Annotated in this window: 11 protein-coding genes; 6 read left to right on the forward strand and 5 right to left on the reverse strand. The window is 60.7% G+C overall.

The genetic code is table 11. The features are described from left to right. The first annotated feature begins 135 nt into the window (after nucleotides 1–135). Nucleotides 136–1,533: a DUF308 domain-containing protein gene (locus P9292_RS38795; protein ID WP_309964879.1), complete on the forward strand. Its 1,398-nt coding sequence runs from the start codon at nucleotides 136–138 to the stop codon at nucleotides 1,531–1,533. 3 nt (nucleotides 1,534–1,536) lie between these two features. On the opposite strand, the gene P9292_RS38800 is transcribed toward P9292_RS38795, so the two are convergent. The 3 genes from P9292_RS38800 to P9292_RS38810 all read right to left on the reverse strand — a co-directional run bounded on the left by P9292_RS38800 (nucleotide 1,537) and on the right by P9292_RS38810 (nucleotide 4,631). Next, nucleotides 1,537–1,800, reverse strand: a complete 264-nt coding sequence (locus P9292_RS38800) for a hypothetical protein (protein WP_309964881.1) — start codon at nucleotides 1,798–1,800, stop codon at nucleotides 1,537–1,539. Between the two features lie 57 nt (nucleotides 1,801–1,857). Next, a complete protein-coding gene (locus P9292_RS38805) occupies nucleotides 1,858–2,940 on the reverse strand; it encodes a glycosyltransferase family 2 protein (protein ID WP_244831334.1) in 1,083 nt (360 codons plus the stop codon). A 638-nt stretch (nucleotides 2,941–3,578) separates the two neighbouring features. After that, on the reverse strand, nucleotides 3,579–4,631 hold the full coding sequence (locus P9292_RS38810; protein ID WP_309964883.1) for a LacI family DNA-binding transcriptional regulator: 1,053 nt from the start codon (nucleotides 4,629–4,631) through the stop codon (nucleotides 3,579–3,581). A gap of 145 nt (nucleotides 4,632–4,776) precedes the next feature. Here P9292_RS38810 and P9292_RS38815 point away from each other — a divergent pair, with 145 nt between their 5' ends. Further along, complete coding sequence (locus P9292_RS38815; protein ID WP_409015514.1) at nucleotides 4,777–5,835, forward strand: fatty acid desaturase family protein; 1,059 nt, start codon at nucleotides 4,777–4,779, stop codon at nucleotides 5,833–5,835. A 22-nt stretch (nucleotides 5,836–5,857) separates the two neighbouring features. Beyond that, nucleotides 5,858–6,166, forward strand: a complete 309-nt coding sequence (locus P9292_RS38820; protein ID WP_244831337.1) for a non-heme iron oxygenase ferredoxin subunit — start codon at nucleotides 5,858–5,860, stop codon at nucleotides 6,164–6,166. Between the two features lie 12 nt (nucleotides 6,167–6,178). On the opposite strand, the gene P9292_RS38825 is transcribed toward P9292_RS38820, so the two are convergent. After that, nucleotides 6,179–8,134, reverse strand: coding sequence for a Cache 3/Cache 2 fusion domain-containing protein (locus tag P9292_RS38825; RefSeq protein WP_309964885.1), 1,956 nt, complete (start codon nucleotides 8,132–8,134; stop codon nucleotides 6,179–6,181). A 425-nt stretch (nucleotides 8,135–8,559) separates the two neighbouring features. On the opposite strand from P9292_RS38825, the gene P9292_RS38830 reads away from it, so the two are divergent. Then, the gene (locus P9292_RS38830) at nucleotides 8,560–9,843 is read left to right on the forward strand and encodes an MFS transporter (RefSeq protein WP_244831339.1); all 1,284 of its coding nucleotides are present in this window, start codon (nucleotides 8,560–8,562) and stop codon (nucleotides 9,841–9,843) included. Between the two features lie 61 nt (nucleotides 9,844–9,904). Here the strand turns inward: P9292_RS38830 and P9292_RS38835 are convergent, their stop codons facing one another. After that, nucleotides 9,905–10,906: a LacI family DNA-binding transcriptional regulator gene (locus P9292_RS38835; protein ID WP_309847794.1), complete on the reverse strand. Its 1,002-nt coding sequence runs from the start codon at nucleotides 10,904–10,906 to the stop codon at nucleotides 9,905–9,907. Nucleotides 10,907–11,092: 186 nt separating this feature from the next. On the opposite strand from P9292_RS38835, the gene P9292_RS38840 reads away from it, so the two are divergent. After that, on the forward strand, nucleotides 11,093–11,920 hold the full coding sequence (locus P9292_RS38840; protein ID WP_244831341.1) for an NAD(P)-dependent oxidoreductase: 828 nt from the start codon (nucleotides 11,093–11,095) through the stop codon (nucleotides 11,918–11,920). Further along, entirely contained in the window at nucleotides 11,920–12,819 is a 900-nt protein-coding gene (locus P9292_RS38845; RefSeq protein WP_309964887.1) for an SMP-30/gluconolactonase/LRE family protein, read from the forward strand. The genes P9292_RS38840 and P9292_RS38845 overlap by 1 nt, the downstream gene beginning before the upstream one ends. Nucleotides 12,820–12,880 lie beyond the last annotated feature (61 nt).

Consider the following 12,880-nt stretch of genomic DNA (forward strand, 5'->3'; position numbering starts at 1 on the left):
GGCACATCGTGCATGCCGAATCGAATGGTCGTACTTAACGAAGCGGACAGAGCGATTTCATTTAAGGCCCGCACTGCACTAACATGAATGCGCGAGGCTTCTCTGCGCTCATGCAACGACACGAAAGGCAAATCCATGGTCAAGTTAATGATGATCCTGCTGGGCGTGGACTATTTGCGCGGACGCTGGCGCAGTCTGATGGTGACAGGATGGCTGCTGCTGGTCGTTGGCTTGGGCATATTCATCGATGCACTCGACGGTTCGCTCGGCTTTCCGATTCCACTCGTTGGCTGGCTGTTGTTGATCGAAGGCGCGCTGACGCTTGCGGTTGCATGGGCCGGCGTCGGCGGGCAACGCAGGTTGCGCTATTCGAAGGGTATCGTGTTCGTCCTTGCGGCCGTGCTGGTGCTTCAGGGGCCGCGTCATCACGCCAACTTCATTCTTTCGTTGTTCATTGGCGCGGCCTTTCTCTCGGATGGCCTCTTGCAAGCCGCATCCGCTGTTGTCGTGCGATATCGACGTTGGCGCGTGGCGCTTGGTTTTGCGATCTTCGAGATATTGCTGGCGGTCTTCGTCATTCAACCGTACCCGACGCATTACAAGAGCACCGTGGTGTATTGCGTGGGCGTGCTCTTCATGTTCGCAGGTTGGAATCTCGTGATGATCGCGTCGCGCGTACGCAAGCTGAACAGCAATCCGGCAGTCTGGGGCGATGCAAGCGCCGAGGCCGCGAGCGCAGCGAGTGATACGAAAGACGGTACGCCAGTCGTCTTGCCGGCAAGCGAATGGGACGGGCCGCCCGCGGACAACGAGCCCGCATTGACCGTGCATGTGTGGACGCCCGTGGGTACATCGAAGGGCGAGGTGCAACGGTATCTGATCGTCGACCGGTACATTGCGGCGGTGGATCGCAATGGCGTGATATCGACGGGACATGCCGCGCTCGAATCGCCTGAGGGCGTATATGTGAGCCTTTATCCGGCAGTCGAGATAGACCGCTCGCCCGATGACTTTGCGCGCCTCTTGCGTGCCACGAGCGATAACGACGTGCCAGGCGTGTTTCAGCCGAGCTACCCGATCGAGTCGAAGACATGGTGTCCTTCGACCACGCGAGTGCGCATTCGCAATTACGATCCAACGCGGCTAGCGCGCTTCTGGAGCACGTATCGCGAGGACACGACGTACAACCTCACGCATCGCAATTGTTCGAGCAGCGTCTCGCGCGCACTGGAGGCGGCGCTCGAAGGGGCGGCTGGGCGGCTCTATGGCGCGCGGGCGGGCTGGGGCGCGCTGTTTCGTATGCTGGTGACGCCTGAACTATGGGTGGCCGCGCAGATCCGAAAGCGTGCAGTGACGATGGCCTGGACACCTGGCCTCACGCTCGACTATGCGCGTGCGCTTAGCATGGTTGCCGATCCACGTCCGTATGGCTGGCTCAAGGTGGCGCGCATGGCGATAGCGAAGATGCGGCAATCGCGGCGTCAATGGCGGCATGAAGGCTCTTCGTCGATGGACCCGCCTGCAAACGCCTGAGATTCAAGCGCCTGCGTCGAGATCGTCTGCGGCCTTGCGTTCGCGTCGCGCTTCGTTGGCGCGGCGTGCACGCAGTCGCTGCTTCGACAGCTGCGTGATGACCTCGCCCGTGCTCGCGCCGGCCGGAATCTCGTTGCGAATGACCTTGGGCACCATGGGCAGACCCAGGCGCTGGCGGCGCAGGGCACGCGCGATGAACGTGCGACAGGTCTGTCCATGGCAGTCCCACTCATCGCGAATTCGCTCGCAGTAAGGACATTTTTCCATGCAAACAGTTTACCGCGAAACGCAAAGCGCTTCGCGGGCGGGCCTGGGCGCGTGTTTCTAGCCGCTAAACTGATTCGTCGGACTATGCCGGCGCTCGCGCTGATGATGGTCGAGACTGCGGCGCAGCATCTTCTTCAGCAGGCCCTTGATGAAGTAGATCGAGCGATCGGCGCGCACGTTGAAATCGAACGGCTTGAGTGCGACGACTTCGCGACCGTTGCGTTCCGAGAGCTTGGCGCGAGTTCTGCGATGATCCACCGCCATTGCCGCCAGTGTTTCCGATGCCGCCTTGAATTGTCCCCGATCCACCCGCGCGCACACATGACATGCGCGATGAAACGCCTTGTCGAAGATCGTGAGCCAGTAATCGTCCATCTCGCCGCCGTCGCAACGCGCGAGCGCTTCGAGCCCGTTCGTGCGGAGGTCCTTCATGTCGGTGAGCGTCGCTTTCTGCGTGATGCTGCCAAAACGTCGGCGATAACCGATCAACGGGTCTGCAATGCGATAGATACTGCTTGCGCGAAGGTACATGGACGGCACGACCGCCATGTCTTCGTAGTGCCGGCCCACTGGGAACTGCGTGCCGTTGAACATGTCCGTGCGATAGATACGCGCCCAGACGAAGGTATGGAAGCCGTCCGCGAAGTGCTGAAGCGCGGCGCGGTTCATCGCGTGACCGCCGCTTGCGTGATGCATGACGAGATCGATGCCGTCGATATGGCGGCCGTCGTCGTCGATGATCTTCACGTTGTATTCGACGAGGTCCCACACGCGTTCCTTGAGCGCGGGAATAACGCTGCTCGAAAAATTCTCGAGATAGATGTCGTCGCCGTCAAGGAAGCCGACGTAGGGTGTTCGCACTGCCGCAAGCCCGGTATTGCGTGCCGCGCTCAGACCGCCATTGCGCTGCTTGATGAGCTGAATATGACGGCCGCCATCGCGCTCCACGATCGCTTCCGCGGCCGCATAGGTCTCGTCGCGAGAACCGTCGTCCACCACGATGATGCGCATGGCGTCGATATGGGGTTGCGACAGTAGGGACTCGAGTGCTTCCTCGATGTATCCCTCGATGTTGTACGCCGCGACCACGATGGTCAGTAGCGGTTCTGTGTCTCGCAAAGAGTCACTTTCAAACGGCATATCGGATGCTCCGTCGGATGAAGGGGCTCAGGGGCGTGCCAGTGCATGCCAATGCGCTGGCCTGATTACGCGGTCTCCTTCTGGCGGCCGGCGTGTCGATTTGCACGCCTGTTTGGCCGGACTGCCGAGGCTCATTGGCTTCGGCTTGCTGTGCGCGATGCGAAGAGCAATCGCAGTAGATCAGATTGATTGAAGCAGGTTCCCGCAAGCTGTGATTGTCGGCTTGGGCAGAGAGGAAGGCCCAAGTTTCGGACCGGGTTCTGCTGCATATTACCGGGTCAAAAAAACAATGTAATGACAATGACATGTCGGTTAGTCGACGCAGCGACTCCAACAGACTTGCGATGCATTCTTCAAAGAAGCTGCAGCGATTACCTGTCGGTTTTGTTCAGGCGCTTTAGCGCTAGTCATCTCATTCGTTTGCAATCTCATCGATGTTTGTCCTTCATATTGCTGCGCTCCGTGCGCTTAAGCACATCAAAATATAAGTTGATGCGTCTATGAAACGCGTATGCGCCCATGCGATACCGCTTGTTTAAGTAACCTCAAGCAGATTGAAAGATTCGGCGCTTGGCGAACGCTCTGAGAAGGTCACTAAGCATGACCTCTTCAGCAAGGCGAATGCCATGCAAGGACGGTCAGACGTTCTCGGACGTAAAAAGTTGCGCCGGAAGTGGATATTGGCTTGCTTGCGCTGTCTCTCCAGGCAAGGTATTCAACGCGCGAAGCATGGCAAGCACTGCGGTCTGAGCGATCTGTTGCAATGGCGTATCGATGACCAGATCGATGATGCCGTCCACGAGCGCGTCGTGACGGTCGGGCATGAGATCGGAGCAAACGGTGACGATGTGTCGTCCTATTGCTTCCTCGCGCAGTGCGCGTATCACGCCACCCACGCCGCCGCCAGGAATGTAAAGACCAGCGAGATCGTCATGCCGCGCAAGCATGGCAAGCGTCGCTTCATAGGCCAGTTGCTTGTCTTCGAGATTGATTTGCGTGTCGAGCACTCGCAGCCCGGGTGCATGTTCACGCAAATAAGAGCGAAAACTGATTTCGCAGCTTTCTTGTCCCATATAGCGGGGCGTGCCGACGAATACGCCAACCGTACCTGCCTTGCGATGCGTGAGCCTGCTCACGGCCCACGCCGCAGTGCGGCCGCTCTTGCGTGGGTCCACGCCGATATAACCTGCACGCAATGGCGCGCTCAGGTCGGACAATAGCGTGACCGTTGGCTTGCCCGCTGCATGCAAGGTTTCGATGGCCGCGGTCACATGCGGATGATCGACCGCCACGACGCCGAGCGCATCCGCTTCTTCTCCAAGCGACAGCAACGTACGCGCGATGGACGCGGGATCGAGTTCGTCCATATACGCGATCACTGCCTTGCAACGTTCGGGTTCGTGACGCGTGACCGTCTCCGTCAGAATGCGCGCGAACGCCTGATAAAACGGGTCGGCGCGTTTCTGCAGACAGAAGCCGAGCGTGCGCGGGGCATCGATGGCTCCGAGTTGAGCGCGCATGCGTTCGCGCATCAGTTGAGCACCGTGATAGCCGATGCGCTCTGCCGCTTCTATCACGCGCAACGCGGTGCCTTCGCGCACGGTCAGGCGTCCGTTGAACACGCGATCCACCGTGGCCGAACTGACGCCAGCGGCTTCCGCCACCGACTGAAGCGTGGGACGCTTGGTCATTTTGATGGAAATGATGGATTTGCGAGGGCACGCAATGATGCTTAAAGATAGCAAATTCATACGTTCCTTGCGCTCGCCCGGGCTCGCTCATATCATCGACTTAAATAAAAATAAATGATGTATTCCAATCATCGGATGAGGTGACATGATGGAATCGGAGGAGACGCAGCGGCGGCGCTATCGGCTGATAGGCGGGGCAGGCGAAGAGGCGAAAGCCGCGGGCCTTGCCAATGGCACCTGGTATAGATGCCCTTTGCCGCGCCCCGTGCTCAAGCAACTCACGCAACGCAGTGATGCAAGAGCCATTCGCGACACCGTTCTTTGGTACGCAGCCATCGTCGCGAGCGGCGTCCTTGCCTGGTTCGCATGGCAGGCGCATTCGCTGTGGGCCATCCCCGCGTTTCTGCTCTACGGGACGCTTTACTGCGGCCCCGCCGATTCGCGCTGGCATGAGAGCGGACACGGCACCGCATTCAAGACCGCGTGGATGAACAAGGCGCTTTATCAAGTGGCGTCCTTTCAGGTGTTTCGGCGACCGACCGTATGGCGCTGGAGTCATGCGCGCCATCACACCGATACCTTGGTAGTGGGCCGCGATCCCGAAATCGGTGTGCAATTGCCGACGGACTGGCTTGCGCTGGTGCTGAACGTCTTCGCGCTGAAGCACGTGGCGAACGAATTGCCCAAGGTCGTGGCGTCTGCGTTCGGCAATATCGGTGAAGAAGAAAAGACCTTCGTGCCTGAGACGGAATGGCCGAAGGTCGTGCGCGAGGCGCGCATCTGGCTCGCGATCTATGCAGCAGTGATCGTGACATGCATTGCGTTTCGCAGTGTGTTGCCGCTGCTTTATATCGGCTTGCCGAGTCTTTACGGCGCATGGCTTTATCTGTACTTCGGGCTCACACAACACGCAGGCATGCCGGAGAACGTGCTCGACCATCGCAAGAATTGCCGCACCGTGATGATGAATCCCGTGTTTCGTTTTCTTTATCTGAACATGAACTATCACGTCGAACATCACATGTTCCCGATGGTGCCGTATCACGCGCTGCCGGATCTGCACGATGCCGTCAAGCACGACATGCCGCCGCCTTACACGAGTTCCATCGCGGCTTATGCCGAGATCATCCCGGCGCTCATGCGGCAGACGCGGGACCCGTCGTATCACGTCGAGAGGCCGGTGCCCATCGCCACGCAAAGCTGAGTATAAAAAGGAGACATGCCCCATGACGCAATGGATCGACGCCGCCGCGTTGGACGACATCGACGATGAAGACGTCAAACGCTTCGATCACGATGGCCGCACGTTCGCGATCTATCGAGTGAACGACGAGGTGTTTGCAAGCGACGGCCTCTGCACGCACGAACAGGTTCATCTGAGCGAGGGCTTCTTGTTCGACCATGTGATCGAATGCCCGAAGCACAACGGGCAATTCGATATCCGCGACGGCCGCGCGCTCGGTGCGCCCGTGTGCATCAACTTGCAGACATACCCCGCGAAAGTGCAGGACGGACGCATCTTCGTGGAGATCTGAAGCGCCGATGCCTCAAATGCGGAACATGCTGACCACGCGTGCAAGGCGCTCGGCCTGATCGCGCAACTCGACGGTCGAGTGTTCCGCTTCGCTGACGAGCGCCGCATTCTGCTGTGTGGCTTCGCCAATCTGCATAACGGCCATGTTTACCTGCTCGATGCCGCTCGCCTGTTCCCGCGATGCCACGCCGATCTCATCAACGATAGCGTTCACGCGCGTCACCTGTTCGACGATGCCGTTCATCGTGCTGCTGGCTTCCTCGGCGATTCTGTAGCCGTGCGATACCTTGCCCGCCGATTCGCTGATCAACACTTCGATTTCCTTCACCGCGCCCGCACTGCGTTGCGCAAGCGCGCGCACTTCCGATGCCACCACGGCGAAGCCTCTGCCATGCTCACCCGCGCGCGCCGCTTCGACGGCAGCATTGAGCGCAAGGATATTCGTCTGAAACGCGATGCCTTCGATGGTCGCCGTGATATCGGCGATACGTCGTGACGATGCATCGATCTCGCCCATCGTCGAAACCACGCGGCCCACGGCTTCGCCGCCCGCACGTGCAGCTTCGGATGCCGACGCGACCAGCGTGCCCGCCTGCGCCGTATTTGCCGCGTTCTGCTGCACGGTCGAGGTGATCTGTTCCATGCTCGCGGCCGTTTCCTCGACGCTTGCAGCCTGCGTCGCGATGCGCGATGCGATATCCGTGCTGCCGGATGCGATGCGAGCGGTGCCATCGCTCATGTCGGACGATGCGCTGCGAACCTGTGCGACGATGCCCGCCAGTCCGCGCGCAACGCCGTCGATGGCGCGCATCAGGCGGCCGATATCGTCTTCGCGCGTAGTATCGATACGAACGGTCAGATCGCCAGCGGCGATACGTTCCGAGGCATGCGTGACGTCGTCGAGCGGCCGGCTGACGAGCTTCGCCACGGCATAGAGCAACACGCCGACTAGCGCCGCGATCACCACGAGGCCGATCAGCAAGAAGCGGTTGCGACTTGCGTGCACATCGGCGAGCAGTTCATCGCGATATGCAATGCCACCGATCATCCAGTTCCATTGCGGCACGGTCATAAAGACGATTTCCTTCGCGCCGCCATGCACGCGCGCATCCGCGCCCACAATTTTGGCGCCTTCGAAATCGAGCTGGCCTTCCTGTTTGTCGAGCATCGCCTTGAACGGCGCAACGCGTTCATCGGCCATCTCGCCTTGCGCGTCCGGATGCACCAGAAGCTTGCCGCGGTTCGCACCATTCGAAGCGTCGACGACGAAGTGATAGCCGGTCGCACCGATCGTGAGCTTGCGGATGTTGTCCTGCAACGCCGCGATTTCCGCGGAAACATCGACGCCCACGAACAGCGCACCGACGACGCGGCCCGATGTATCCGTCACGGGCTTGTATTCGGTGATGTACTGCTTGCCGAACAGCGCCGCCACGCCTATGTACGACTTGCCCGCGAGAATCGGTGCATAAGCCGGTCCCTTGCGATCCAGCAGCGTGCCGATGGCGCGCGTGCCGTCCTGCTTCTTGAGCGAGGTCGTCACACGCACGAAGTCGTCGCCGGTGCGCGCAAAAACGGTCGCGATTGCGCCGCTTTCCGCGAGAAACGCATCGGGAATGGCGAAGTCGCCATTGAGTGGCTTGTCGCCCGCGTTGATCGCAGGCGTCGCAACGCCGCCGATGTCGACCGTATGCGATTCGTCGAGTGAGAAGGCAGCAGGCAGGCGATTCGAGAACATCGTCATGAAGCGCGAGACTTCGGCGCTCACGGCCGTGTTGTAGAGGCCGATCATCGATGCGATCGAGCGATTCTCACTTTCGACGCGTGCGAGCGCGTGCGCATCGACTTGCTCGCCGGCCGAGCGGGTGACGACAAGTGTGAGGGTGGCGACGACGACGGCCGCGAGAGAACACGCCAGCGCGGCGAATTTGGTGCCGACGTTCAAGCGGGCTAGACGAATACGAAGCATGGGGAGCACTGGGCGATGTGAAAGACGTAAGTGACGGTTATCGGCAGCGAAGCCACCAGCCTTTAGCGTTTCGCGGCGCGTTTGGCATGCAAAACACAAGATGCCGCATGGTTGAATGCAAAACACCAGATTCAACCGGCGTGGGAGCCAAGCTTTGTTGGAAACAACGCAGAAAACGATTAACTCAATCTTTCAACTACATTTCGTTTAGCGGCGGGGCCTTATGGGGAGCGGCTCTGGCGGCATTAGGGAAAGTACAGGGATAGGCAACACGCACTGAAGCCATTATCCTTCAAAAAACGTTTTCCAAGACCTGGCCGACAAGCGCGTTCTAGTCACGCGATAAGCCGAAGCCCACGGCGCTCGTCGCCGTCAATGCAACAAGTCACGCGGCACGACGAGCGCCGCCGCGTACGGAGACATTCATGCAAACAGCCGTCGTAGGCGTCGTGCGCGCAGCCAGCCGTTATCGCTGGACCGTGTGTGCGCTGCTCTTCTTCGCCACCGTCATCAACTACATGGACCGGCAGATTCTCGGTCTGCTCGCACCGGTTCTGCAGCATGACATCGGCTGGACGCAGGTTCAGTACGGGCGCATCGTGATCGCATTCTCGGCGTTCTATGCAATCGGACTGTTGTGCTTCGGGCGTATCGTCGACTGGCTCGGTACGCGCATCTCCTACGGCCTCGCCATGTTCGTCTGGAGCATCGCCGCCATGCTGCACGCGGCGGTCGGCTCGGTCATGGGCTTTGCCATGGTGCGCGCGCTGCTCGGTATCGGCGAAGGCGGCAACTTTCCGGCGGCCATCAAGACGACGGCCGAATGGTTCCCGCGTCGCGAACGCGCGCTCGCTACTGGTATTTTTAATTCCGGCGCGAACATCGGTGCGGTGTTCGCACCGGCGATCATCCCGGCGCTCGCCGTTGCTTTCGGCTGGCGCGCGGCGTTCGTGATGATCGGTGCGATCGGTCTCGTGTGGCTCGTGGTGTGGTTCGTGATGTATCGCCAACCGGACGCGAGCGCGCATGACGACGATATCGAACGCGACGACACCGAAATCGCCGATGCTGCCAACGCTCACGCAGGCGCTCCCGGCTTCAAGGTGCTCATCAAGAAGCGTGAAACCTGGGCGTTTCTGATCGGCAAGTTCCTGACCGATCCAGTGTGGTGGTTCTACCTGTTCTGGCTGCCGAAGTGGCTCAACGAATCGCGCGGCATGGACATGCAGCATATCGGTCTGCCGCTCGTCGTGATCTACGCGATCACCACGGTGGGCAGTATCGGCGGCGGCTGGATTTCATCGGCGCTGATGCGCGCGGGCTGGAGCGTGAACGCGGCGCGCAAGACGGCCATGTTCATCTGTGCATGTTGTGTTTTGCCGATTGCATTCGTTTCGCTGGCGCAGAATCTGTGGGTCGCGGTCGCTATCGTCGGTCTCGCTGCAGCGGCGCACCAGGGCTGGTCGGCAAACCTGTTCACCACGGCGTCGGACCTGTTCCCGAAGCGCGCGGTCGGTGCAGTGGTCGGTATCGGCGGCATGGCCGGCTCGATCGGCGGCGTGCTGTTCTCGGAAGTGATCGGCCAAGTGCTCCAACGCACCGGTCAATATTGGGCGCTGTTCGCCATCGGCGCATCGGCTTACCTGATCGCGTTCGCCATCATGCACGTGCTCACGCCGAAAATGACGCCGGCCAAGCTGGAATCCTGATCGCATGCAAAATGCCGCCGACACTCGAAAGATGCCGGCGGCATATTGCGTTATGAATACATCATGCAGTAGCAGTCACCGCAGCCGTCGATTCACGCACGATCAGGCGCGGCTCGAACATGGAATTACCCGGGTCAGGATGACCGGCGAGGGAATCGATGAGCTTCTGCATTGCGAGTTCGCCCATCTTCTCGCTCTGGATATCGACGGTGGTGAGTCCGGGCGCGGCGTAAGCGCCGTACGGCACGTTGTCGATGCCGGTGACGGAGACGTCCTCCGGCACGCGAATGCCGAGGGTTGCGGCTTCCTTCATGAAGCCGAGCGCGATCAGGTCGTTGTAGCAGATGACCGCCTGGGGACGCCTCGGGCCGAGCATCACGCGCGAGCAGGCGTGTTCGCCGGCAAGCGAAGTGGGCGCGTGGGCGTCGTGGACATCGAGTTCGAGGCCCACGTCTTCGAGACACTCGCGCACGCCGCGAATCCGCTCGTCGTTGATGCGCGCCTGGCCGAAGCCGAGGTATGCAATGCGCCGGTGCCCGAGGTTGAGCAGGTGCCGCGCGAGCATATGGGCGGCGAGGCGGTTGTCGATACCGACGCTTGGAATCGGCAGCGCTTCCGCGTTGCGCAGAAGCACGACGGGCTTGCCGAGATCGAGCATCCAGTGTGCTTCTTCGTCGGGTAGCCGCGAACTGACGATCAGACCGTCCACGCGTTGCGCGAGGGCTTCGATCAGCGGACGTTCGCGGGCCTGGGTTTCGTCGATATCGACGAGCAAGAGCGTGTAGTCGTGCCGGAGCGCAATGCGGTTCGCGCCTTTCACGACGTTGGTGAAGTGCGGATTGCTGATGTCGAGAATCGTGAGGCCGATAGTGCGCGTGCGGCCGGTGATCATCGAGCGCGCAAGCGGGTTCGAACGATAGCCAAGCGTTTCGATCGCCGCCTTGAGCTTGGCCTCGACCGGTGCCGAAAAGCGCTGCGCGCCGTTGATGTATTTGGACACCGTCGCGACCGAGACGCCCGCTGCGGCGGCGACATCGCGAATGGTTGTAGAAGTTTTCTTCATTCGGAGGGTAACGTTTACTTTGGCTTTTTCCAATGTTAACGGATTTTGACGTCGGTTCGGGAAACGTCGCATCGATAAAATCGATGAGGGGCGCCTTCGCTGTGGCCGTATCGGCATCACTATAAAGCCGAAAACGTTTTCTTCCATAGAGCTTTCAATTTATCTCACGTATCTCAAGGAGTTTCGATGAACCAGCCATCCGCAACGGGCAAACCGTTCAAGCGTCTGCTTCTGACCGGCGGGGCCGGCAATCTCGGGCGCCAGTTGCGGCCCGCGCTTGCGCAGTGGGCCGATGTCGTGCGCGTTTCGGACATCGCACCGCTCGATGACGCAGCCTCCCACGAGGAAGTCAGCGCGGTCGATCTCGCGGACCGCGACGCGGTAATGCGCATGGTGGAAGGCGTCGATGCGATCGTGCATCTCGGCGGCATCTCCATCGACGCGCCCTTCGACGATCTGATCGAAGCGAACATTCGCGGCACTTACAACATCTACGAAGCGGCGCGCCGGCATGGCGTGAAGCGCGTCGTGTTCGCGAGTTCGAATCATGCGATCGGTTTTCATCCGGTCACCGAGGTGCTCGACACGGATTCGCCGCATCGCCCGGACAGTCTCTATGGCGTGACCAAGTGTTTCGGCGAGTCGCTGTCGCGCTACTACTTCGATCGCTTCGGCATCGAGACGGTCAACTTGCGCATTGGCTCGTCGTTCGAGGAGCCGAAGAATCCGCGCATGCTGGTGACTTATCTGAGCTACCGCGACTTCATCGAGCTCGTGCGTTGCTCGCTCTTCGCCAACCGCGTCGGCCATGCGGTGGTGTACGGCGCATCCAACAATCCGGTGAAGTGGTGGGACAACTCGGGCGCGGCGTTTCTGGGCTTCCGTCCGCAAGACAGTTCGGAACAGTTCAACGGACTCTTCCCCACAACCGCGCCGACAGCCGACCGCGACGACCCCGCGCAACGCTTTCAAGGCGGTCCATACGTCCTCGGCGAACCGCTGGAGCGCAAGTAATGGCGAGCGTGGAGCGCCTCGAAGCGGCGGGACACGCGGCGGTCGGCGAGTGCCCGGTGTGGCGCGCGGAAGAGGGCGCGCTTTACTGGGTGGATATTCCAGCGCGCAAGTTCGTGCGTCTCGTCGTCGCGAGCGGCGAGCGCAGCGAGTGGACGTTGCCCGAGCAGATCGCGTGTTTTGCATTCGATCCGTCGGGCACTGTCGTGGCGGGCATGGAGAGCGGCCTGTTTGCATTCGGCATGCAGTCGACAAAAGACATTCGACCATCGAAGCTGGCCGCACCGAGTTTTCCCGCGCCGGGCATGCGCTTCAACGACGGCCGCTGCGACCGTCAGGGCCGCTTCTGGGCCGGCACGATGGTGCAGGACATGTCGCTCGCAAGTCCGGCTGGCGCGCTGTTCCGGTTCGATACGGACGGCGTGCTGTCGGAGCCTATCGTCGATGGCCTCGTCACCCAGAATGGTCTCGCCTGGTCGCCGGATGGCCGCACGATGTATCTGTCGGATTCGCATCCAACCAAGCGCGTGATATGGGCATTCGATTTCGATCCCGACACGGGCACACCGCGTAACCGCCGCGTCTTCGCCGATCTGCATGACTATGCGGGCCGTCCCGACGGCGCGGCCGTGGACGCCGACGGCTGTTACTGGACTTGTGCCAACGACGCCGGCCGCCTTTTGCGCTTCACGCCGCGAGGCGAACTCGACCGTGAAATCGCATTGCCGGCCAGCAAGCCGTCGATGTGCGCGTTCGGCGGCAGCGACCTCTCGACGCTCTACGTAACGTCGATTCGCCCCGGTGCGAACGCCACCGAAGACGACGGCTGCGTCTTCGCGCTGAATCCCGGCGTCAAAGGCCTGCCCGAACTGGCATACGGTGCGATGTTACCGGTCGCATAACGACGGCCTCAAGGAGCGGCAAGTCCGCTCCGCACCTTCAGCAATGCGCGCCGCACCGCAA

It is taken from the genome of Caballeronia sp. LZ001, from assembly GCF_031450875.1.
Taxonomy (GTDB): Bacteria; Pseudomonadota; Gammaproteobacteria; order Burkholderiales; family Burkholderiaceae; genus Caballeronia.

Bases quoted from the DNA above. Each gene is read 5' to 3' on its own strand.
- P9292_RS38835 (WP_309847794.1), bottom strand. From the start codon at position 10,906: ATGAAGAAAACTTCTACAACCATTCGCGATGTCGCCGCCGCAGCGGGC.
- P9292_RS38815 (WP_409015514.1), top strand. From the start codon at position 4,777: ATGATGGAATCGGAGGAGACGCAGCGGCGGCGCTATCGGCTGATAGGC.
- P9292_RS38840 (WP_244831341.1), top strand. From the start codon at position 11,093: ATGAACCAGCCATCCGCAACGGGCAAACCGTTCAAGCGTCTGCTTCTG.
- P9292_RS38795 (WP_309964879.1), top strand. From the start codon at position 136: ATGGTCAAGTTAATGATGATCCTGCTGGGCGTGGACTATTTGCGCGGA.
- P9292_RS38845 (WP_309964887.1), top strand. From the start codon at position 11,920: ATGGCGAGCGTGGAGCGCCTCGAAGCGGCGGGACACGCGGCGGTCGGC.
- P9292_RS38830 (WP_244831339.1), top strand. From the start codon at position 8,560: ATGCAAACAGCCGTCGTAGGCGTCGTGCGCGCAGCCAGCCGTTATCGC.
- P9292_RS38805 (WP_244831334.1), bottom strand. From the start codon at position 2,940: ATGCCGTTTGAAAGTGACTCTTTGCGAGACACAGAACCGCTACTGACC.
- P9292_RS38800 (WP_309964881.1), bottom strand. From the start codon at position 1,800: ATGGAAAAATGTCCTTACTGCGAGCGAATTCGCGATGAGTGGGACTGC.
- P9292_RS38820 (WP_244831337.1), top strand. From the start codon at position 5,858: ATGACGCAATGGATCGACGCCGCCGCGTTGGACGACATCGACGATGAA.
- P9292_RS38825 (WP_309964885.1), bottom strand. From the start codon at position 8,134: ATGCTTCGTATTCGTCTAGCCCGCTTGAACGTCGGCACCAAATTCGCC.
- P9292_RS38810 (WP_309964883.1), bottom strand. From the start codon at position 4,631: ATGACCAAGCGTCCCACGCTTCAGTCGGTGGCGGAAGCCGCTGGCGTC.